This window comes from Glycomyces sp. NPDC021274 (genome assembly GCF_040641195.1).
Lineage (GTDB): Bacteria > Actinomycetota > Actinomycetes > Mycobacteriales > Micromonosporaceae > Glycomyces.
On sequence record NZ_JBFADC010000003.1, the window covers coordinates 443,231 to 462,059 of the forward strand.

Annotated in this window: 19 protein-coding genes; 11 read left to right on the forward strand and 8 right to left on the reverse strand. The window is 70.2% G+C overall.

Annotation, left to right across the window (positions count from 1 at the left end):
- Positions 1-255: 255 nt before the first annotated feature.
- Positions 256-603: a DoxX family protein gene (locus AB0I03_RS09630; RefSeq protein WP_360409254.1), complete on the forward strand. Its 348-nt coding sequence runs from the start codon at positions 256-258 to the stop codon at positions 601-603.
- Between the two features lie 249 nt (positions 604-852).
- On the opposite strand, the gene AB0I03_RS09635 is transcribed toward AB0I03_RS09630, so the two are convergent.
- Both AB0I03_RS09635 and AB0I03_RS09640 read right to left on the reverse strand, forming a co-directional pair.
- Entirely contained in the window at positions 853-1,323 is a 471-nt protein-coding gene (locus AB0I03_RS09635) for a carboxymuconolactone decarboxylase family protein (protein ID WP_289960002.1), read from the reverse strand.
- Between the two features lie 95 nt (positions 1,324-1,418).
- A complete protein-coding gene (locus tag AB0I03_RS09640; RefSeq protein WP_360409257.1) occupies positions 1,419-2,294 on the reverse strand; it encodes a LysR family transcriptional regulator in 876 nt (291 codons plus the stop codon).
- A 106-nt stretch (positions 2,295-2,400) separates the two neighbouring features.
- On the opposite strand from AB0I03_RS09640, the gene AB0I03_RS09645 reads away from it, so the two are divergent.
- Entirely contained in the window at positions 2,401-3,255 is an 855-nt protein-coding gene (locus AB0I03_RS09645; protein WP_360409260.1) for an oxidoreductase, read from the forward strand.
- Here the strand turns inward: AB0I03_RS09645 and AB0I03_RS09650 are convergent.
- Together AB0I03_RS09650 and dnaE are read right to left on the reverse strand one after the other, a co-directional pair.
- The gene (locus AB0I03_RS09650) at positions 3,252-3,659 is read right to left on the reverse strand and encodes a hypothetical protein (protein ID WP_360409263.1); all 408 of its coding nucleotides are present in this window, start codon (positions 3,657-3,659) and stop codon (positions 3,252-3,254) included. The genes AB0I03_RS09645 and AB0I03_RS09650 overlap by 4 nt on opposite strands.
- A gap of 95 nt (positions 3,660-3,754) precedes the next feature.
- Positions 3,755-7,297, reverse strand: coding sequence for a DNA polymerase III subunit alpha (dnaE, locus tag AB0I03_RS09655; protein WP_360409266.1), 3,543 nt, complete (start codon positions 7,295-7,297; stop codon positions 3,755-3,757).
- 302 nt (positions 7,298-7,599) lie between these two features.
- Here dnaE and AB0I03_RS09660 point away from each other — a divergent pair, with 302 nt between their 5' ends.
- Positions 7,600-8,580, forward strand: a complete 981-nt coding sequence (locus tag AB0I03_RS09660; protein ID WP_360409269.1) for a DUF4192 domain-containing protein — start codon at positions 7,600-7,602, stop codon at positions 8,578-8,580.
- Positions 8,581-8,783: 203 nt separating this feature from the next.
- Positions 8,784-9,413, forward strand: a complete 630-nt coding sequence (locus AB0I03_RS09665) for a molybdenum cofactor guanylyltransferase (protein WP_360409272.1) — start codon at positions 8,784-8,786, stop codon at positions 9,411-9,413.
- A 467-nt stretch (positions 9,414-9,880) separates the two neighbouring features.
- On the opposite strand, the gene AB0I03_RS09670 is transcribed toward AB0I03_RS09665, so the two are convergent.
- Together AB0I03_RS09670 and AB0I03_RS09675 are read right to left on the reverse strand one after the other, a co-directional pair.
- The gene (locus AB0I03_RS09670; protein WP_360409275.1) at positions 9,881-10,816 is read right to left on the reverse strand and encodes a rhomboid family intramembrane serine protease; all 936 of its coding nucleotides are present in this window, start codon (positions 10,814-10,816) and stop codon (positions 9,881-9,883) included.
- Between the two features lie 9 nt (positions 10,817-10,825).
- Positions 10,826-11,338: a peptidylprolyl isomerase gene (locus AB0I03_RS09675; RefSeq protein ID WP_360409277.1), complete on the reverse strand. Its 513-nt coding sequence runs from the start codon at positions 11,336-11,338 to the stop codon at positions 10,826-10,828.
- A gap of 116 nt (positions 11,339-11,454) precedes the next feature.
- Here AB0I03_RS09675 and AB0I03_RS09680 point away from each other — a divergent pair, with 116 nt between their 5' ends.
- Positions 11,455-11,817 carry a hypothetical protein gene (locus AB0I03_RS09680; RefSeq protein WP_360409280.1) on the forward strand — a complete coding sequence of 121 codons (363 nt, stop codon included), beginning with the start codon at positions 11,455-11,457 and terminating at the stop codon, positions 11,815-11,817.
- Between the two features lie 295 nt (positions 11,818-12,112).
- Here the strand turns inward: AB0I03_RS09680 and AB0I03_RS09685 are convergent, their stop codons facing one another.
- The gene (locus tag AB0I03_RS09685; RefSeq protein ID WP_360409969.1) at positions 12,113-13,234 is read right to left on the reverse strand and encodes a PLP-dependent aminotransferase family protein; all 1,122 of its coding nucleotides are present in this window, start codon (positions 13,232-13,234) and stop codon (positions 12,113-12,115) included.
- Positions 13,235-13,701: 467 nt separating this feature from the next.
- Between AB0I03_RS09685 and AB0I03_RS09690 the strand changes: the two genes are divergently transcribed.
- The gene (locus AB0I03_RS09690) at positions 13,702-14,220 is read left to right on the forward strand and encodes a YbhB/YbcL family Raf kinase inhibitor-like protein (RefSeq protein WP_360409283.1); all 519 of its coding nucleotides are present in this window, start codon (positions 13,702-13,704) and stop codon (positions 14,218-14,220) included.
- On the forward strand, positions 14,213-15,370 hold the full coding sequence (locus AB0I03_RS09695) for a thiolase family protein (RefSeq protein ID WP_360409286.1): 1,158 nt from the start codon (positions 14,213-14,215) through the stop codon (positions 15,368-15,370). Before AB0I03_RS09690 ends, AB0I03_RS09695 begins: the two co-directional genes overlap by 8 nt.
- 139 nt (positions 15,371-15,509) lie before the next feature.
- Here the strand turns inward: AB0I03_RS09695 and AB0I03_RS09700 are convergent, their stop codons facing one another.
- Complete coding sequence (locus AB0I03_RS09700) at positions 15,510-15,773, reverse strand: cell division protein CrgA (protein WP_360409289.1); 264 nt, start codon at positions 15,771-15,773, stop codon at positions 15,510-15,512.
- Between the two features lie 320 nt (positions 15,774-16,093).
- Here AB0I03_RS09700 and AB0I03_RS09705 point away from each other — a divergent pair, with 320 nt between their 5' ends.
- The 4 genes from AB0I03_RS09705 (at position 16,094) to AB0I03_RS09720 (ending at position 18,758) form a co-directional block, all read left to right on the forward strand.
- Positions 16,094-17,095 (forward strand): class E sortase, encoded by a 1,002-nt coding sequence (locus tag AB0I03_RS09705; protein WP_360409292.1) that lies wholly within the window; start codon positions 16,094-16,096, stop codon positions 17,093-17,095.
- Position 17,096: 1 nt separating this feature from the next.
- Complete coding sequence (locus AB0I03_RS09710) at positions 17,097-17,390, forward strand: hypothetical protein (RefSeq protein WP_360409294.1); 294 nt, start codon at positions 17,097-17,099, stop codon at positions 17,388-17,390.
- Between the two features lie 36 nt (positions 17,391-17,426).
- The gene (locus AB0I03_RS09715; RefSeq protein WP_360409296.1) at positions 17,427-18,026 is read left to right on the forward strand and encodes an aminodeoxychorismate/anthranilate synthase component II; all 600 of its coding nucleotides are present in this window, start codon (positions 17,427-17,429) and stop codon (positions 18,024-18,026) included.
- A gap of 318 nt (positions 18,027-18,344) precedes the next feature.
- Complete coding sequence (locus tag AB0I03_RS09720; protein WP_360409299.1) at positions 18,345-18,758, forward strand: hypothetical protein; 414 nt, start codon at positions 18,345-18,347, stop codon at positions 18,756-18,758.
- Positions 18,759-18,829 lie beyond the last annotated feature (71 nt).

Genomic DNA, 18,829 nt, shown 5'->3' on the forward strand with positions numbered 1-18,829 from the left:
GGGTCGGGTCGGGTCGGGTCGGGTCGGGTCGGGTCGGGTCGGGTCGGGTCGGGTCGGGTCGGGTCGGGTCGGGTCGGGTCGGGTCGGGTCGGGTCGGGTCGGCGGCCACCATAAGCCGCAGTCCTCGCGCAAGCCCCGCGCCTGGCACCGCGTTACCGTGATCCGTGCCACTCGTCGGGCTTCGCTGTCACGTTCTCCCCGCGACGCGGTTCAACCGGATGTAAGCGTCCCCACGAACCGAACCGGAGCAGTCCCATGACCATCGCCCACATCATCGTCACCATCGCCGCCGCGCTCTGGGTGGGCTTCTCGGCCTACTCGATCTTCACCAAGGCCGCCTTCGTGGTCGAGCCCCTGCAGAGCTACGGCGTGCCGCAGTCGTGGTGGCCCTGGCTCGGCCTTGCCAAGGCGGCCGGAGCGATCGGCCTGATCGTCGGCCTCTTCATCCCGTTCATCGGCGTGGCCGCCGCCATCGGCATCATCCTCTACTTCCTCGGCGCGATCGTCACCGTGCTGCGGGCCCGCTCGTACGCCACGGTGCTCTACCCGGTCTTGTACCTGGTCCCGGCCGCCGCGGCGCTCATCCTCGGTGCCCTCGCCTGAACTCCAGGCCGAGTCGGGAACGAACCCCGGCCTGCTGCTTCCTCCTCCTCTCTCCCGTGGCCGATCCGGCCCTCGACACGGCCGGAGCCGCCGAGCTCAGGGCGCAGCAGCTGCCCCTCGAAGTTCTCGCCGCGGCTGCGCCGCGAATGCTCCGGCGGCAGCGGCGCGAACGCTCCACCCTGCGGCGGCAGTGCCGCGATCCACCGGCCGATCGGGCCCGCGCTAGGCGCGGGCCCGATCGCATTCGGGCTACTTCTGCCACTGCTCAGCGAAGGAGACGCCGACCTTCGGGTTTCCGATGAGCGCCAGCGGGATGAAGTACCCGATCTGGCCGAGCACGGCCGTGAGGACGGTGAGCTCCTTGTCGCTGAAGTGCTTCGCGGCCTCGTCGAACAGCTCGTCGCTGACGCGCTCGCCGGTCGGGTTCGGCGTGTGCACGGCCTCGGCGATGGCGAGCGCGGCCCGCTCGGCCTCAGTGAAGTACGGCGAGGTGCGCCAGGTGGCCACGGCTCCGAGCCGCTCGGGGGTGTCCTCTGCGTCGCCGAGCTGGCGGGCGGTGAAGTAGGAGCTGCCCACGAGCTGGCCGACGCGCAGGCCGACCAGGTTGACGAGGGTCTTCGGCAGCACGCCTTCCTCGTTCACGCGGTTGACGGCAGCGGCGATCTCGCCGATGACGGGCAGGTGCTGGACGGGGTTCTCGATGCGGGGGTAGGTGCTCATTGCGGTGTTCCTTTCGGGTCGGTCGATACACCACAAGGACGAATGCGGGACCGGGAGTGTGACCGCCGGGTCCCACGAAGGAGATGAGTCGCGCGTCACATCGAGGTGAGTTCGCGGACGACCTCGACGAAGCCGCGCACGAGCGGCGACTCATCGGTACTGCGCCAGGCAATGACGACCTGCAGGGGCTCCGCGTCGGTGAGCGGCACCCACACCAGGTCCGGCCGGGCGTAGTAGGCGGCCATGCTCTGCGGCGCGAAGCAGATCGCGGCACCCTCGGCGACCTGCTCGAGCATCTCCTCGACGTTGTCGTTCTGCGGTCCCCACCGCGGCTCCGAGCCGTCGGGCCGCGGGTTCACGGCCCACCAGTCGACCCACGCGCGAGGCGCCTTGTCCGTCCACATGAGCGGTTCGCCGTTGGTCTCGACCACGCTCACGCCCTCGCGTGCGGCGAGCCGGTGCCCCACCGGGAGGCCGACGACGCGCGGCTCGGTGTGGACCACGACGCTCCGGCAGCCGGTGAGATCCGCCGGGAGCCAGACGAAGGCGACGTCCACCTGACCCTCCCGCAGTGCCGCTGCCTCACCGCCCCAGTCGAACCGCTTGGGCGCCACGCGAACGTCCGGGTGGCGCCGCGCGAACTCGGCGCGGGCCCGCGTGGTCAGCTCGCCGGCGCCGCTCGCCTCGAAGCCGACCCGGAGCATCTGCCCGAGACGGTGCCGGTCCGCCACCGCCGCCACCCGATCGGCTGCCGCGACCGCTTCGGCGACCGCGTCCAGGACCTCGCGTCCGGCGTCGGTCGGGACGACACCCGCCGGGCCGCGGTCGAAGATCCGCAGGCCCAGTTCGGTCTCGAACCGCTTGAGCGCGTATGAGAGCGCAGGCTGGCTCACGTACAGCGCCTTCGCCGCCCGCCCGAGGTTCCCGTGCTCGGCGATGGCGGTCACGTACCGCAGCTGCCGCAACTCCATCCAGCGATCATAAACGCCGCTTATGACGTCTTCCGATTCCGGTATTGGACGCGCCCTCTCCTCCAGGGGGATAAAGGAACCGCACACGGCAACGGAAGGAACCCCCATGAGCGACAACCCCACCCGCACCGCCGAGGGCCGCGTCTGGCTCATCACCGGCACCTCGTCCGGCTTCGGCCGCGCTCTCGCCGAGGCGGCCCTCGCGGCCGGCGACACCGTGATCGCCACGGCCCGCAAGCCCGAGACCCTGGACGACCTGGCCGCCGCCTACCCCGGCCGGGCGATCCCCGTGGCGCTCGACGTCACCGACCCCGGCCGGATCAAGGCGGTCGTGGCCGAGGCCGTGCTCTGGTACGGCCGCATCGACGTCCTGGTCAACAATGCCGGGCGCGGGCACATCGGCGCGGTCGAGGAGACCACCGACGCCGAGCTCCGCTCCCTCATGGACCTGCACTTCTTCGGCCCGGCCGAACTGGTCCGGGCCGTCCTGCCGCACATGCGGACGCGAGGCAGCGGCGCGATCGTGCAGTTCAGCAGCATGGGCGGACGCATGTCCTTCCCCGGCGTGGGCGCGTATTCGGCCACCAAGCACGCGCTGGAAGGTTTGAGCGAAGCGCTCGTCGCGGAGGTCGCGCCGCACGGCATCGACGTGCTCGTGGTCGAACCGGGCGCGTTCCGGACCGGCCTGACCGGCGGCTCCCAGTCGACCTCGGCGCCGATCGAAGCGTACGACGCGACCGTGGGGCCCTTCAGGACCGCGTTCCCGGGCTCGAACGGCAAGGAGCCGGGCGACCCGGCGAAAGCCGCCGCCGCCGTCATCGAAGCCCTTGCGGCCGAACAGGTGCCACTGCGGCTGGTACTGGGCAACGACGCGGCCGACGCGATCCGCGCGGAGCTCAGGTCGCAGACCGAGGAGCTCGCGGCGTGGGAGCACGTCTCCCGCGGCACCGACTTCGACTAGTGGTCAGAGGACGGTCGTGATGCCGGCATCTTGGCAGTGAGCAACCAGCGCCAGCGCGGGAGCTCCGCGACGAGGCTCGCAGCGGTCAAGGCGCTCAAGGCAAGAGCGCCCCACCAGGGCCAGGCGATCCAGGCGGCGACGACGCCGCCGGCCATGGTCGCGGCGAGGATCGCGAGGGTCACCCAGCCGGGCACGGGGATGAGGGGCTGCGGTTTGTCGCCGGGGGTGGCGTACACGGTGGGGATGGCGACGGAGGCGAGCACGACGGCGATCGCGAGCGGCATGGAGATCTGGGCGAGGGCGATGCCGATGGCGGCCCAGTCGCCGACTTCGGTGGCGAAGCGCAGCAGGGCCGCGCGCCGCCGGGTCGGCGACGCCGCGCCGAGATCGTGAACGGGGGTCATGCGCCCATCTTGGCGCAGTGCACCGTGGACGCTCCGACCGGTGGCAGGCGAGGGGCCCGGCCGCTTTGCAGCGGCCGGGCCCGATCAGTGCACGGCTACCCGACGAGGGCGCCCACGCCGAGGATCGCCTTGAGGTCGGCCGAGAGCTCGACGGAGGGCCGCACCCGCCACTGGTCGCCCAGTGCGAGCAGGGTCGTCTTGGGCCCGTTCGCGAGCTGGACGCGCACCTGGGCTTCGCCGCGGTGGGTCTTGAACGTGTCGGAGAGCTTCTCGATGAGGTCCTGGTTCACCGCTGCGGCCCTGAGCGCCAAGGTGATCGGCGCCGAGTTGGCTTCGGGGCCGGTCGAGGTGTCGAGGACGGCGAGGTCCTGGGCGATGAGCTGGGCGGTGCCGTCGCGGCGGTCGAGCTTGCCCTTGACGCAGCACACGAGGTCGTCCGCGAGCGAATCCGAGACGAGCTCGTACGTGTTGGGGAAGAACCGGACCTCGATCGAACCGGCCAGGTCCTCCAGGGTGGCCGAGGCCCACAGCTTGCCCTGCTTGGTGACGCGCTTGGCGACGTTCTGGAGGATGCCCGCGACGCGCACGTTCGCGCCGTCGGCGATCTCCTCGCCGTGCAGCGCCGCGATCGGGCGGTCCGCATTGGACGAGAGCAGCCGCTCGAAGCCGTTGAGCGGGTGGTCGGAGACGTACAGGCCGAGCATCTCGCGCTCGAAGGCGAGCTTGTCGCGGCGATCCCATTCGTCGTCGGAGATGGTGAGGTCGACGCCGAGGGTCTCGGTCGTGTCCTCCATCATGCCGCCGAACAGGTCGAACTGGCCGCGCGCCTCCTCCTTCTTGATGGAGACCATCGCGTCGATCGCCTTCTCGTGCACCTCGGCGAGGCCGCGGCGGGCGTGGCCGAGCGAGTCGAACGCGCCCGCTTTGATGAGCGACTCGACGGTGCGCTTGTTGCAGACCGGTGCGGGCACCTTCTGCAGGAAGTCCTTGAAGTCGGCGTAGGCGCCCTTCTCCTCGCGGGCCTCGATGATCCCGGCGACGACGTTCGCACCGACGTTGCGGACCGCGCCCATGCCGTAGCGGATGTCCTTGCCGACCGGGTGGAACATGTGGCGCGACTCGTTGACGTCCGGCGGCATGACGGTGATGCCCATGCGGCGGCACTCGGAGAGGTAGACCGCGGCCTTGTCCTTGGAGTCGCCCACGGAGGTGAGCAGCGCGGACATGTACTCGGCCGGGTAGTTGGCCTTGAGGTAGGCGGTCCAGTACCCGACGAGGGCGTAGCCGGCGGCGTGCGACTTGTTGAACGCGTACCCGGCGAAGGGCAGCATGATGTCCCACAGGGTCTTGATCGAGTCCTTGGAGTAGCCGTTGCCGAGCATGCCGGCCTCGTAGTCGGCGTACATCTTCTCCAGGACGTCGATCTTCTTCTTGCCCATGGCCTTGCGGAGCATGTCCGCCTGGCCCATCGTGAAGCCCGCCAGCTTCTGGGCGATGCGCATGATCTGCTCCTGGTAGACGATCAGGCCGTACGTCTCCGAGAGGATGTCCTCCAGGGCCTCGCCGAGCTCGGGGTGGAGCGGGACGACCTCCTGGCGCTTGTTCTTGCGGTCGGCGTAGTTGTTGTGCGAGTTCGCGGCCATCGGGCCGGGGCGGTACAGGGCGTTGACGGCGATGATGTCGTTGAACTCGGTGGGCTGCATGCGCTTGAGGAGCTCGCGCATGGCCCCGCCGTCGAGCTGGAACACGCCGAGGCTGTCGCCGCGCGCGAGCAGTTCGTAGGCCTTCGGGTCGTCGGTGGCGAGCGTGTCCAGGTCGATCTCGACGCCCCGGTTGAGCTTGATCGCCTCGATCGCGTCGCCGATGACGGTGAGGTTCCGCAGGCCCAGGAAGTCCATCTTCAGGAGGCCGATGTCCTCGCAGGACGGGTAGTCCCAGCCGGTGATGATCGAACCGTCCGGCCTGGCCCACATGGGGATGCAGTCGATGAGCGGCTGCGAGGAGAGGATGACCGCGCAGGCGTGGACGCCGGCGTTGCGGATCAGGCCCTCGAGGCCGAGCGCGGTGTCGAAGATCTGCCGGACGTCGTTGTCGTTCTCGATGAGGGCCCGGACCTCGCCGGCCTCCTTGTACCGCGGGTGGCTCGAGTCGACGATGCCCGAGAGCGGGATGTCCTGGGCCGCGACGGGCGGCGGGAGGGCCTTGGTGATGCGCTCGGCGATGGAGAAGCCGGGCTGGCCGTGGTGGACGCGGGCGGCGTCCTTGATCGCGGCCTTGGTCTTGATGGTGCCGAAGGTGATGACCTGGGCGACGAACTCCTTGCCGTACTTTTCGGTGGCGTAGGTGATCATCTCGCCGCGGCGGCGGTCGTCGAAGTCGATGTCGATGTCGGGCATCGAGACGCGCTCGGGGTTGAGGAACCGCTCGAACAGGAGGCCGTGCTCGATCGGGTCGATGTTGGTGATCTTCATGGCGTACGCGACAAGGGAGCCGGCGGCCGAGCCGCGGCCGGGGCCGACGTAGATGCCGATGGAGCGGGCGTGGCTGATGAGGTCGGCGACGACGAGGAAGTACGAGGGGTACCCGGCGTTGATGATGACGTTCAGTTCGAGGTCGGCGCGCTCGAGGTAGTCGGCGGGGACCTCCTGGCCGGGGAAGCGCTCCTTGAGGCCTTCCATGACGAGCTGCCGCAGCCAGGAGCCCTGGTCGTGGCCTTCGGGGACCTCGATGACGGGCATCCGGTCCTGGACGGCGAAGATCTCGTCGTAGGACTCGACCATCTCGGCCACGAGGAGGGTGTTCGCGCAGCCCTCCTGCCACATCTCGTCGCTGCGGACGCCGTACATCTGCTCGGCGGAGCGCAGGAAGTAGCCCTGGCCGTCGAACTTGAAGCGCTTCGGGTCGTCCAGGGTGGTGCCGGACTGGACGCACAGGAGCGCGGCGTGCGTGTCCTTCTGGGCTTCGGTCACGAAGTGGGAGTCGTTCGTGACGAGCGGCGGGATGCCCATCTTCTTGCCGAGCTCGTACAGCTCGTTCTTGACGCGCTGCTCGATGTCGTTGCCGTGGTCCATGATCTCGAGGAAGAAGTTCTCGGCCCCGAAGATGTCCCGGTAGTCGGAGGCGGCCTGGTAGGCCTCGTCCATCTGGCCCAGGCGCATGCGCGTCTGCACCTCGCCCGAGGGGCAGCCGGTGGTGGCGACGATGCCCTGCGAGTGCTGCGCGATGAGTTCGCGGTCCATGCGCGGCTTGTAGTAGTAGCCCTCGAAGGAGGCGAGGCTGGACATGCGGAAGAGGTTGCGCAGGCCCGTGGAGTCCTTGGCGACCATGGTCATGTGGGTATAGGAGCCGGCGCCGGAGAGGTCGTCGCCGCGCTGGGAGGGCTGGCCCCACCAGACGGGCTTCTTGTGGAAGCGGTCGTGCGGCGCGAGGTAGGCCTCGATGCCGATGATCGGCTTCACGCCGGTCTTCTTCGCCTGCTGATAGAAGGCGTAGCCGCCGTACATGTTCCCGTGGTCGGTCATCGCGATCGCGGGCTGGCCCAGCCGCTCCGCCTCTGCGAACAGGGGTTTGAGTTTCGCAGCCCCGTCCAGCATCGAGTACTCGGTGTGCACATGCAGGTGGACGTACTGGTTCGACACGCTTCGCTCCCGCTTTGACCTGTGGTTTCGCCCGCTGCGGGCCCCTGCGCGGCTTGCCGTGGGCACCGGCGCGGGCGGCCCGGTTCAGACCTTCCACCCTATCGCCTCGCGCCGGACGGCCGCGCGGACTCCGGCCCCCGATGCCCTCCCTCTCAGCCCCTTGCGACCCCCTCCGGGAGCGCCCCGACACGCCGTTACCACGCCTCGCGAAAAGGACCAAACAATCCACAGGGCTGTTTCGGTTATCCACAGGAGAAAAAATAATTCTGGCCAGTACTGGGCAGAACACGGACAGTTGACGTATGCATACGACACAAGCGAGTATCCGGCTCAACGGCCCCACTGATCTCCTCACCACGGTTCCGCTCCTGCTCGGATTCCATCCCGACCACAGCCTTGTGGTCGTGGGGCTCCTCAACGGCGAACTCCAGTGCACCTTCCGCGTGGACCTGCCGGGTTCGGCCGACCATATGGAGCACCTGCGCGACCTCACCGGCCAGTTGAGCCTCAACGAGTGCGACGGCTCCGTGGTCATCGTCTACGGCGAGGCCGAGATCGCTGAAGCGGCCGCCAAATGGTCGGCGACGCGCCTCCACGCCGCCGGATTCGCACCGATCGACCTGCTGCGGGTGGCCGAGGGCCGCTGGTTCAGCCTCACCTGCGGCGGTGCCTGCTGCCCGCCTGAGGGCCTGCCGCTGCCGGAGACCTCGGCGGCCTCCTGCGAGGTGGCGGTCGCGGGCGGCTACGCGGAGGCCGACCGGAGCGCCATCGCCGCCCTGCTCGCCCCGGCCCCGGTGGGCCGGCGCGCGGCGGTGGCGCGGGCGGTAACGGCGGCGCTCGTCGAGGACGCCGAACTCGACTGGGCCGCGCAGCGCAACCTCGATCTCCAGGCGATCGACCAGTGGATGGACGCGAAATCCCTCCCCGAACCGGAGGCGATCGCCGCGGTGGGTCTGGCCCTCGGCGACCTGGACATCCGCGACTACGCGCTGCGGCGAATCAACTCGGGGCGGTTCGAAGGCAACCGGCTGGACCTGTGGATCTGGGTGACCAGGCATCTGGAGGACGACCTGGTGGCCCCGGCCGCAACGGTGGCCGGCTTCGCCGCCTACCGCTTCGGCAACGGCGTACTCGCCTTGGAGGCCTTCGAACTCGCATTGAAGGCGAGCCCGCACTACCGGCTCGCGCAGATGCTCATGGCCGCCCTCCAGGCGGGCATCCCGCCCGGCGCGCTGTCGAGGATCGGCAGCGGCGACCGGGAGGAAGCAGAGGTCAACGACTGAACAGCCCGACCGAAGCCGCGCAGCCCGCCGACCGCGAATGTACCGAGGAGGCCTACCCAGCGACGCACTTTCCGACCCGCCGGACCCACTGAACCCAAAGAGGGAGAACAAGAGTCCATGACCAACAGAGTCCGCAAGAAACCCAAGACGGGCGACCGCACTGCAGCACCCCGCCACCGCGGAGTCATCGCTACGCTGAGGGCATGGTTGAGCAGCTGGGCGGCTTTGCCGCGATCATCCTCATCGGCGGCAAGGCGCGGCGATTCGCCGGGTGCGCGAAGAGCGAGCTGGTCGTCGGCGGTACGACGATCCTGGAACGGATGCTCTCGGCCACCGAGGACGCGGTGTCCCGGGTCGTCGTGGGCACGCGGCCCCCCGATGCCGAGCCCCTCCCGGAGGGGGTGCTCCAGGTTCTGGAGGACCCGCCGAGTTCGGGCCCGGCGCGGGCGGTGCAGGCCGGCCTGGCGGCAGTGCCGGACGACTGCGACCGGGTGGCGATCCTCGGCGGGGACCTGCCGTTCCTGACCTCCGAGGCACTGGACCTGCTTCGCCGGCACGCGAGCGGGCCCGGGCCGGACGGTGACGCCCTGAAGCGGGGAGCGCTGTTCTGCGACAACGCGGGGCGAAGGCAGTGGCTGTGCGGCCTCTGGCCCATCGACCCGGTCCGCCGCAACGCGGCCGAGGTCGAACCGGGCGCCCCGGCGAGGCTCTTGTTCTCCGGCATCGAAGTCGAGACCGTCACCTGGGAGCACGCGAGTCCGCCCCCTTGGTTCGACTGCGACACGCCGGACGACCTCGCCCAGGCGCGAACCTGGGCCACCGAACTCAAATAGCGGCAGCACGCAAGCATCAGCACCGCGAGGACGGTCAACGACGACCGTCGGCCAGTCGCCCAAAGCGACGGCCCTCAACACCGTGCAGTCAACAACAACCGGGCGGGTGGGCGAGGGGGGTGGGGTGGGGGGGGAGGGGCCCCCAAAGGCCAATGCGAACGATCGCAGGGACGCACCGGGCACTCACCGGCCGGGCCGGAACTCGATCCGCTCGGCCAGTACGAGAAGTCCCGATCCGGAAACCCAAGAGCCCGAGCGCTGGGCGCTCGGGCGGCGACAACGCCGAGGCGGAGTCTTGGTTCGATGCTCGACCCCGCTTCGGACCGCCGCAAGCGGCGATCCGGGTCGGACGGTGTCGGACCGGTTGTCGACCACGCCCGTCTGGAAGAACATCGCGAAACCGGATCAGCTGATGTCGAACTGGCTGTCAGGCGCCCACCTGGAAGAGGGTGACCGCTGCAACCGGGTCAGACGACGTCGAACCGGTTGTCGAGCACGCCCGTCTGGAAGAACGTGATCGCGGCAAGCACCACCAGAAACAGCGCAAAGCCGACCCAGTGCAGGGCCCGCCGCTCGCGCGGCGTGAACGTCAGGATCGCGCCGCAGATCAGGCCGCCGACGAGACCACCCACATGCCCCGCGAAGCTGAAGCCCAGCATGAGCGTCAGCACCAGGTTGAGGCCCAGCAGCACGTAGATGCCCTGGTTGTCGCGACGAAGCTTGCGGTTGACCATGATCATCAGCCCGAACAGGCCGTACACGGCGCCAGAGGCCCCGGCGGTCAGCGCCCCGTAGGAGAACAGATAGACCAGGACCGATCCGGCAAGACCGGACAGCATGTAGGCCGTGAAGTACCGTGCAGGTCCGAGGTCGCGCTCGAGGACCCGCCCGAGCATCCACAGCACCACCATGTTGAACAGCAGGTGGATGACGCCGAAGTGGAGGAACATGGCGGTGACCATGCGGTAGTAGCCGCCGGCGGAAACCGTCGGCGAGACGAACTCGACGCCGAAGAGCTCGACCGGGATCTCGGGGACGGGCACGCCGAGTCTGCTGAAGCCGAGGCCGAGTTCAGCGAATGCCCGATGCATCTCCGTCGAACCCGAAGAGATGATCGCCCAGACGCCCGCCGAGAGCACGGTCACGATGAACACCGCGACGTTGGCGCCGATGAGCGCCTTGGTGACGGTGCCGGCGGCGCCCGCGCGGGCGCCGCCGCCGAACGAGTTGCGCGGTTGGCGCATCGTCCGGCGGCCGGCGGCCACGCAGTCAGGGCATTGGAACCCGACGGGAGCGTCGATCCGGCAGTCGGCGCAGATCGGCTTGTCGCAGCGCACGCACCGCAGGTACGTCTGGCGGTTCCGGTGGCGATAGCAGGTGGGGGCCGACTGCTCGTCGCTCATTGAGTGTCGTTACTTCTCGATGACGACGGACTCGATGACGACGTCGTTCACCGGGCGGTCCATGGCGCCGGTCGCGACCTTGCCGAGGCGGTCGACGACGGACTTGGACTCCTGGTCGGCGACCTTGCCGAAGATGGTGTGCTTGAAGTTCAGGTGCGGGGTCGGGCCCAGCGTGATGAAGAACTGCGAGCCGTTGGTGCCGGGCCCGGCGTTCGCCATGGCGAGCAGGTAGGGCTCGCCGAAGTGCAGGTCGGGGTGGAACTCGTCCGCAAACTGGTAGCCGGGTCCGCCGCGGCCGGTGCCGGTCGGGTCGCCGCCCTGGATCATGAAGCCGTCGATGATGCGGTGGAAGATCACACCGTCGTAGTACGGGCCCGAGCCCGGCTGGCCCGTCTCCGGGTCCTTGTACTCCTTGGTGCCCTCCGCGAGGCCCACGAAGTTCGCCACAGTCTTGGGCGCGTGGTTGTCGAGCAGCTCGATCGTGATGTCGCCTGCGTTGGTCTTGAGCGTCGCCTTCGTCATGGCGTCTATGGTGCCAGACCGCCGAGGTTCGTCCAACTTTCTCCCCCGTTTCCCTCGACGGGTGTCACACGCCGGGGCACGATGAGACCTACAGGCACCTAGAGGAGGCATTCACTATGGGCTTCAGCCGACACGCCACGACTCCTACCAAGGAGGCCGTGGACCATTTCACGCAAGGCGTGAACTCGCTGAAGGAAGCGAGTTTCGCTGCGGCCAGGGGAACGAAGGAGGCGGCAGCGCCGAAGGTCAACGTCGTCCTGACGAAGGTCGGGCTCAGGAAGCCGCCGGCCCCGAAGTGGCCGTGGGTCGTGGGGGCGATCGGCGCGGGGCTCGCGCTCGGGGGGGCCGCCGCGTACCTGTGGTACCGGCAGCGGACCGAGTCGATCGGGGAGGCGCTCCTCGCGGACGAGCTCCTGGACGACACCGAGCTCGACGACCGGGCGCTCACGGAGGAGCTCGTCGACAGCGTCACGCGCTGACGACCGCGCCATCGGGGGCATGAGGAATCGGGGGTTCGCGGCGACGCGGACCCCCGAAATCGTGTGTGAAAAAACGCCGGACCGGTGTCTCGCCTCGGGGGGAGTGGGCGAGTCCACCGATCCGGCGTCAATGGGGGCGGGATAACGACCGCTCCGCGGCGAACCGCGGTCACGCACCGATCTTCGCTCCCCGCATCCGTTCTGGGAAGGGCGTCGCGGTGGCGGTTATACGCCATGGCGCATAACCGCCATCCATTGTCGACGTAACGTCCGCGATCAATCACGGAGTGTGCGACTAGAGGCCCTTCGAGGCCGCGACGGCCTTCGCGAGGCGGCGCACGCCTTCGTCGATCCGGTCGGCCTTCACGGCCGAGTACGCCAGGCGGAGGCAGGTCTGGCCGCCTTCGAGCACGAAGTCGGTGCCCTTGACGACCTGGACGCCCTCGTCGGCGGCAGCGGCCGCGACCTTCGCGCAGTCCACGCCCTCGCCGAGGTCCACCCACAGGAAGTAGCCGCCGTCGGGGACGATGAACTCGGCGCCCGGCAGGTGCGCGCGCAGCGAGGCGGAGAGCTGGTCGACGCGCTCCTCGAGCGCGGCCTTGACCGTCGCGATCGAGCGGTCCAGCGCCCCGGAGGCCGCGAACTGGTAGATCGTGGCCTGCGCGAACATGTTCGGCGCGATGTAGGTGTTGGTCGCGGCGCCGGCGATCGTGGCGATGAGGTCGGCCGGGCCGACCAGGTAGCCGGTGCGCAGGCCCGGGCAGACGGTCTTGGAGAACGAGCACGCGTACACGACGCGGCCGGTCGCGTCCTGCTCGAGCATCGTCGGGAACTGCTCGCCGCGGAAGCGGATGTCGTAGTACGGGTCGTCCTCGAAGATCGTGAACTCGTACTCGTTCGCGAGCTGGAGCAGCCGCGTGCGCTTCTCGCCCGAGAGCGTCACGCCCGCCGGGTTCTGGAAGTTCGGGATGATGTGCGCGAGCGTCGGGCGGACGCCGCCCTTGAGGAGGCCCTCGAGCTCGTCGACGTCGAGGCCGTCGGCCTGGAGGCGCACCGGGTGCAGCTCGCCGCGGCGGTTGCGCAGGCCCAGGAGGGTCCGGTCGTACGTGGGGCGCTCGACGATCACCGGCGAGTCGGGCTTGACGAGCTCGTCGAAGAGGAACGCGTCGGCCTGCATGGAGCCGTTGGTGACCAGCACGTTCGCGGGAGTGACGCCGTGCTTGGCGGCGATCCACTCGCGCAGCGGGCCGTAGCCCACGGACGTGCCGTAGCCGGTGACCCCGGCCGGATCGGCTTCGAGCGCGGCCACGGCGGCGGCCTTGAGGCCCTCGGTGTCGACGATGTCGAGCGACGGGGCGCCCCGGGAGAAAGAGATGACGTCGGTGTTCGGCATGACACCAGCGTAAGCGGCCCGCAGGGTGGACGTCGAGCGGCATATGAGCCGCCGCGCCGCAGCTCACCGGCTGGCACGGCCGGTCAGGTTCGGGCACACCGGCGCACGTGGCGGCAGTCCGAGGCGTCACGGCGTCCACGATGCGGACGCCGCGTCCGGAGGACCGGACGGCGGGGCGGGGGCAGCGCGGGTTGCGCGAGTCGTGCGAGTCGTGCAGGTTGCGCGGGTCGCGCCGACCACCCAGGGCGCTCGTGCGGGTGGCATCCCGCTCTCCCGGCCCCGCTCGCGCACGCCCAGTGCGCAGTGCGCTCGTGCGGGCGTCCTGATCGCGATACGGTGCAGAGGCGGGGCCCGGCGCCCCGCGAGACCATCGACCATGTCGTTGCAACCGTGCTGTTGAAACCGTGGCCCCGCAAGCGAAAGCGGCTCCACCGCCCCGTGCGGGCGGGAAGGGCCGGCACCGCCGGCCGGGCCGAGAATCGAGGAGAACGATGACGTCGCTCGACCGCACCCGGGCCCCCTGGCCCTACGACTACCTGCCACCGCTCCCGTCCTTCACCGTCGTCTCGGACGACGTCGCCGACAAGTCCACGCTCGACGCCGCGCAGGTCGCCGGGAGCGACGTCTCCCCGCACCTGGCCTGGTCGGGCTTCCCGGCCGAGACGGCCGCGTTCGCCGTCACCTGCTTCGACCCGGACGCGCCCACCGGTTCGGGCTGGTGGCACTGGATGCTCCTCGGCCTCGACGCGTCCGTCACCGAACTGGCGTCCGGCGCGGCCGCCGCGCCGCCCGCGGGCACGGTGCAGCTGCGCAACGACTCCGGGACCATCGGCTATGCGGGCGCCGCGCCGCCGCACGGCGACCCCGAGCACCGCTACCTGTTCGCCGTGCACGCCCTGAAGGCGCCGGTCGAGGTCGACCCGGGCGCCTCGATGGCGGTGGGGGCCTTCCACCTGACGTTCAACGCGATCGCGCGGGCCGTCATCGCGCCGGTGTACCGCAATGCCTGAGGCCGTGATCCTCGCCGTCGCCCGCACGCCGCTGGGCCGGCGCGGCGGAGCGCTCGCTGACGTGCACGCCGTCGACCTCGCCGCCCACGCGATGAACGCCGCGCTCGAGCGCTCGGGCCTCGGCCCGGACGCGGTCGACGACGTGGTGCTCGGCTGCGTCTCGCAGGTGGGCGAGCAGTCCTGGAACGTCGCCCGCAACGCGGTCCTCGCCGCGGGCTGGCCCGACCGGATCCCGGGCACGACCGTTGACCGCCAGTGCGGTTCGAGCCAGCAGGCGGTCGCGTTCGCGGCTGCCGCGGTGCTCGCCGGGCACGCCGACGTGGTCGTGGCGGGCGGGGTCGAGTCGATGACCCGCGTCCCGATGGGGTCGAGCGTCGGCTCCGGCGCGGGCCTGCCGTACGGGCCGGTGGTGCGCGAACGGTATGCGGCGCACGTGGACCGGGAGGCGCCGGTGCTGTTCAACCAGGGTCTGGCCGCGGAGCTGGTGGCCGAGCGGTACGGGATCGGGCGGGAGGCGATGGACGCGTTCGCGCTCGCCAGCCACGAGAAGGCCGCGGCCGCGAGCGACGGCGGGCTGTTCGCCGACGAGATCGCGCCGGTGGCGGGCGTGGCGGTGGACGAGGGCATCCGGCGGGACACGAGTATGGCGAAGCTCGCCGGGTTGAAGCCGGTGTTCACCGTGGACGGTTCGGTGACGGCGGGGTCGGCCTCGCAGATCACGGACGGGGCGGCGGCGCTGGTGATCACGACGGACGAGCATGCGCGGCGGCTCGGCGTGCGGCCGCTGGCGCGGATCGCGGCGGCGTGCGCGGTCGGCTCGGACCCGGTGCTCATGCTGGACGGGCCGATTCCGGCGACGGCGAAGATCCTGGCGCGCGCGGGCCTGGACCTGGACGAGATCGACGTGTTCGAGGTGAACGAGGCGTTCGCCGCGATCCCCCTCGCCTGGCTGGCGGAGACGGGCGCGGACGAGGAGCGGCTCAACCCGCGGGGCGGCGCGATCGCGCTGGGGCACCCGCTGGGGGCGTCGGGGGCGCGGCTGGCCGCGACGATGCTGCACTACATGCGCGACACCGGTTCCCGGCGCGGGCTCCAGGTGATGTGCGAGGGCGGCGGCATGGCGAACGCGACCGTGTTCGAGCTGCTGTGAGCGGATGAATCAGGGCGTATCCGGAAATATCCTGATAAATCAGCCCTTAGGGACCCCTGGCACAAAAGTACGCCGGGGGTCCGACACGGTCCGGTTCGAACAGGAGACGAGGGGGCCTCGCCTTCAGCGATGCTGCGGGTCAGCGCCACTTCGAGAGGACGAGGAGGGCGGCCACCATGCAGGAGAAGCCGACCGCGAGGTTCCAGTAGCCCCAGGCCGCGACCGGGAACTGCATGCCGGAGAGGTAGAACAGGGTCAGCCAGCCGATGCCGATGACGATGAGGGCGACAGCGGTGATCGGCACCCACATCGGGCTCGGCTCGTAGCTCTCGCCCGAGGTCGAACTCGTACCCGCGCCGGAGCTCGAGTAGACCTTCTTCTTGCGCACACGTGACTTCGGCATCGACGACTCTCCAACTGAGGGACATGTCCGGCGTCCAGGGTACCGTCCGCCGGTGACGCGCCGTCCGCGCGGGATCGCGTAGCTCACACCCTGGGGCCCGGAGCCCGGGTCGAGGGGCCGAAGCGCTTGGAGCGCACCGCACCCGGACCACGACACGCGCGCGACTCGCCCGGTTCGGCGCCCGTTCCCGCAGGCCCGGCAGAGACCTGCCCGTTCGGTTGATATTCGGGTTCGTGACACAACCCTAGGATTGCCTCGCGCGTTATGGTTACGAGATCCCCTACGAAGAGAACACCGGCACTATGGAGGCGAAGTTCCAGGTGAGCGATCAGGACTGGTCCCCCTTCGCGAACGAGTCTCCGCCGACCCGGCGGCCCTCGCCGGGACCGCTGACGGGCACTCCTACGAGCCCCGGGCGCGCCAGCGTCCCGTCGCCTCCTCCCGCCCCGACCGCCGCCGACCCCGACCGGACCACCGCGCTCCGCCCGCCCGGCCTCGCGAAGCGGACCCAGCACGCGCCCCTCGTGCCCGAACCCGACGGCACCGCGATCCTGCCCGTGATCCCGCCCGACGAGACGCCCGCCCCGCCCGGCGCCGACAGCGAGGCCCGCAAGAAGCGCTCGGTCAAGCGCCACCGCAGCGACGGCGGCCTGCGCACCACCGTGCGCGGCCTGGGCGAAACGCTCGTCACGCTCGGCGCGATCGTCCTGCTGTACGCCGCCTACGAGGTCTTCGGCGTCTCGCAGGAGATCAACAACGAGCAGGAGACGCTCTCGGGCGACCTCGAGAACATCTGGGAGGCCGAGCCCGAAGGCGAAGGCGTCGACGGCGCGCCCGTGCCCGAACTGGGCGACGCGTTCGCGCGCATGTGGGCGCCCGACGTGCGGGCCGAGTCCTGGACGCTCGTCGAAGGCACCGAGCCGGCCGACATCGAGTACGCGCCCGGCCGCTACATGGACGGCGCCTACCCGGGCGAGCAGGGCAACTTCACGCTCGCCGGCCACAACGTGCCCGCGATCTTCTCCGAGATCCGCTCCCTCAAACCCGGGGACAAGGTCGTCATCGAGACGAAGGAGAACTTCTACGTCTACGAGGTCCAGGGGGACGAGGTCGTCAACGAGACCGAAATCGACATCACCGCGCCGGTCCCGGGCGAGCCCGGCGTCGAGCCCGGCGACGAGGACTACTGGCTGACCCTGTTCACCTGCCACCCGCGGTGGGACAACTACGAGCGCTACGTCGTCTACAGCCAGCTGGTGGAGACCATCCCGCGTGACGCCGAGGGCGACCTTCCCGACGCGGCGATCGACCCGGAGGCCTGACATGTACTCGTGGATCTGGGGGAAGCTCCCCGGCGGGCTACCGGGTAAACTGATCGGCTCGGTGGCTTTGAGCGTCGGCATGGTCGCGCTCCTGTGGTTCGTGGTGTTCCCCGCGGTGCGCCCGATGATGCCGTGGAGCAACGTCGACCCGGCCGGCGGCGTGAACGTCGAGAACGGCGACGAGACCGGCGCGCCCGCCGAGGACGCGACCTGCACGCCCGGGGTCGACTGCCCGGCGACCGGGTTCGACCCCGAGGACTGGCAGACCGCGGAGTCCCCCGAAGACGGGGAGTAGAGCAAGGACCGAACGCACTGGTGGGGGCGGTGATGCATGACCGTGACGGGTAGCGTGCTGGTCGTCGACTTCCGCGACTCGTTCGTCCACACCATCGTCTCCTACCTGCGGGCGCTGGGCGCCCGGGTGGAGGTGCGCCGCTCCGACCGGACCGATGTGGGCGAGGCCGTGAAGCTGCGCCCTGCCGGGCTCCTCCTCTCGCCCGGGCCGGGGCGTCCCGACGAGGCCCGGCTCGGCCACGAACTCCTCGACCGCTTCGCCGGCGAGGTGCCGGTCCTCGGCGTCTGCCTGGGCCATCAGGTGATCGCCGAGCACTGGGGCGCCGAGGTGACGCGCGCGGCCGAACTGCGGCACGGCGAGACCTCGCCGATCCGCCACGACGGCGAGGGCGTGTTCGCCGGCCTCGCGAATCCCTTCACCGCCACGAGGTACCACTCGCTCGCGGTCGAGCCCTCGAGCGTGCGCGACCCGCTCGCGGTGACCGCCAACAGCGACGACGGGACGGTCATGGGCCTGCGCCACCGCAGCCTCGACGTCGAGGGCGTCCAGTTCCACCCCGAGTCGATCCTCACCGAGGACGGCAGCGCGCTGCTCGGCAACTGGCTGCGCCGCTTGGAAAGGCCGGACGGCGACTAGGCGGAGCGGTCCCGGCGGGTCCGAGTCGGTGTCCGCGTCCGTTCGTCCGCGAGCTTCGCCGCAACCGCGACGGAGCCGCCGCATGCCGATGCCGCCTCCGGAGGTTTCCGCCGACGCGGCGAGCGGGCGAACGGGTCCGGCAGCGGCCGGCGGGGCTGCTCGAATGCCCCTTCAATACTCCAGAACGGACGCACGATCGCGGCTTGGCCGCAGTGCGGCCTGCGGCGAGCGTGGAAGCCGCGATCGGGACGCCGCGTCGCCTAAGCTGTGTGCGCAAGCGGCGTCCACGGCGCCGACCGCCGCCCCAGGGGATCCCGTATGACTCGAGAGGACTGGCTGCCTCGCCGCAGCGCTGGCGGCTCCGCGCTCGCCGGGGTCCTGCTGCTGCTCATGGGCGCCTGGCAGGTGGTCATCGGGTATGCGGTCGCGGGCGGCGACGTGTTCGTCTTCACCGGCGGCGGCTACTGGTACAGGGGCGACAACACCGGCTGGGGCTGGGTCAATCTCGCGATCGGCTTGGCGGCCATCGTGTTCGGGCTCGGCCAGCTCGGCATCTGGCGGCGCTTCGCGCGCTGGGGCGCGCACCCGGTGCCCGCGATGGTCGTCGCGGCGGTCTCGGCGGTCAACCAGGTCCTGCTCGCCCCGCAGTATCCACTCTGGACTTCGATCGTGATCGCACTGGACGTGTTCGTCATCTGGGGGCTGGCAACGCGCACGCGCGGCAGTTCTTGAAGTAGCAGCGCTTGAGATAGCAGCGCTTGAGACGGCCGAACCTGAGCACGCGTGCCGAGTTCGCGCGAACC

What these genes read in the sequence shown, in the direction of transcription:
- AB0I03_RS09715 (WP_360409296.1), top strand. Translation starts at nt 17,427, where the DNA reads ATGACCGTGACGGGTAGCGTGCTGGTCGTCGACTTCCGCGACTCGTTC.
- AB0I03_RS09650 (WP_360409263.1), bottom strand. Translation starts at nt 3,659, where the DNA reads ATGACCCCCGTTCACGATCTCGGCGCGGCGTCGCCGACCCGGCGGCGC.
- AB0I03_RS09700 (WP_360409289.1), bottom strand. Translation starts at nt 15,773, where the DNA reads ATGCCGAAGTCACGTGTGCGCAAGAAGAAGGTCTACTCGAGCTCCGGC.
- AB0I03_RS09695 (WP_360409286.1), top strand. Translation starts at nt 14,213, where the DNA reads ATGCCTGAGGCCGTGATCCTCGCCGTCGCCCGCACGCCGCTGGGCCGG.
- AB0I03_RS09710 (WP_360409294.1), top strand. Translation starts at nt 17,097, where the DNA reads ATGTACTCGTGGATCTGGGGGAAGCTCCCCGGCGGGCTACCGGGTAAA.
- AB0I03_RS09680 (WP_360409280.1), top strand. Translation starts at nt 11,455, where the DNA reads ATGGGCTTCAGCCGACACGCCACGACTCCTACCAAGGAGGCCGTGGAC.
- AB0I03_RS09645 (WP_360409260.1), top strand. Translation starts at nt 2,401, where the DNA reads ATGAGCGACAACCCCACCCGCACCGCCGAGGGCCGCGTCTGGCTCATC.
- AB0I03_RS09630 (WP_360409254.1), top strand. Translation starts at nt 256, where the DNA reads ATGACCATCGCCCACATCATCGTCACCATCGCCGCCGCGCTCTGGGTG.
- AB0I03_RS09640 (WP_360409257.1), bottom strand. Translation starts at nt 2,294, where the DNA reads ATGGAGTTGCGGCAGCTGCGGTACGTGACCGCCATCGCCGAGCACGGG.
- AB0I03_RS09660 (WP_360409269.1), top strand. Translation starts at nt 7,600, where the DNA reads ATGCATACGACACAAGCGAGTATCCGGCTCAACGGCCCCACTGATCTC.
- AB0I03_RS09690 (WP_360409283.1), top strand. Translation starts at nt 13,702, where the DNA reads ATGACGTCGCTCGACCGCACCCGGGCCCCCTGGCCCTACGACTACCTG.
- AB0I03_RS09670 (WP_360409275.1), bottom strand. Translation starts at nt 10,816, where the DNA reads ATGAGCGACGAGCAGTCGGCCCCCACCTGCTATCGCCACCGGAACCGC.
- AB0I03_RS09635 (WP_289960002.1), bottom strand. Translation starts at nt 1,323, where the DNA reads ATGAGCACCTACCCCCGCATCGAGAACCCCGTCCAGCACCTGCCCGTC.
- AB0I03_RS09665 (WP_360409272.1), top strand. Translation starts at nt 8,784, where the DNA reads ATGGTTGAGCAGCTGGGCGGCTTTGCCGCGATCATCCTCATCGGCGGC.
- AB0I03_RS09720 (WP_360409299.1), top strand. Translation starts at nt 18,345, where the DNA reads ATGACTCGAGAGGACTGGCTGCCTCGCCGCAGCGCTGGCGGCTCCGCG.
- AB0I03_RS09675 (WP_360409277.1), bottom strand. Translation starts at nt 11,338, where the DNA reads ATGACGAAGGCGACGCTCAAGACCAACGCAGGCGACATCACGATCGAG.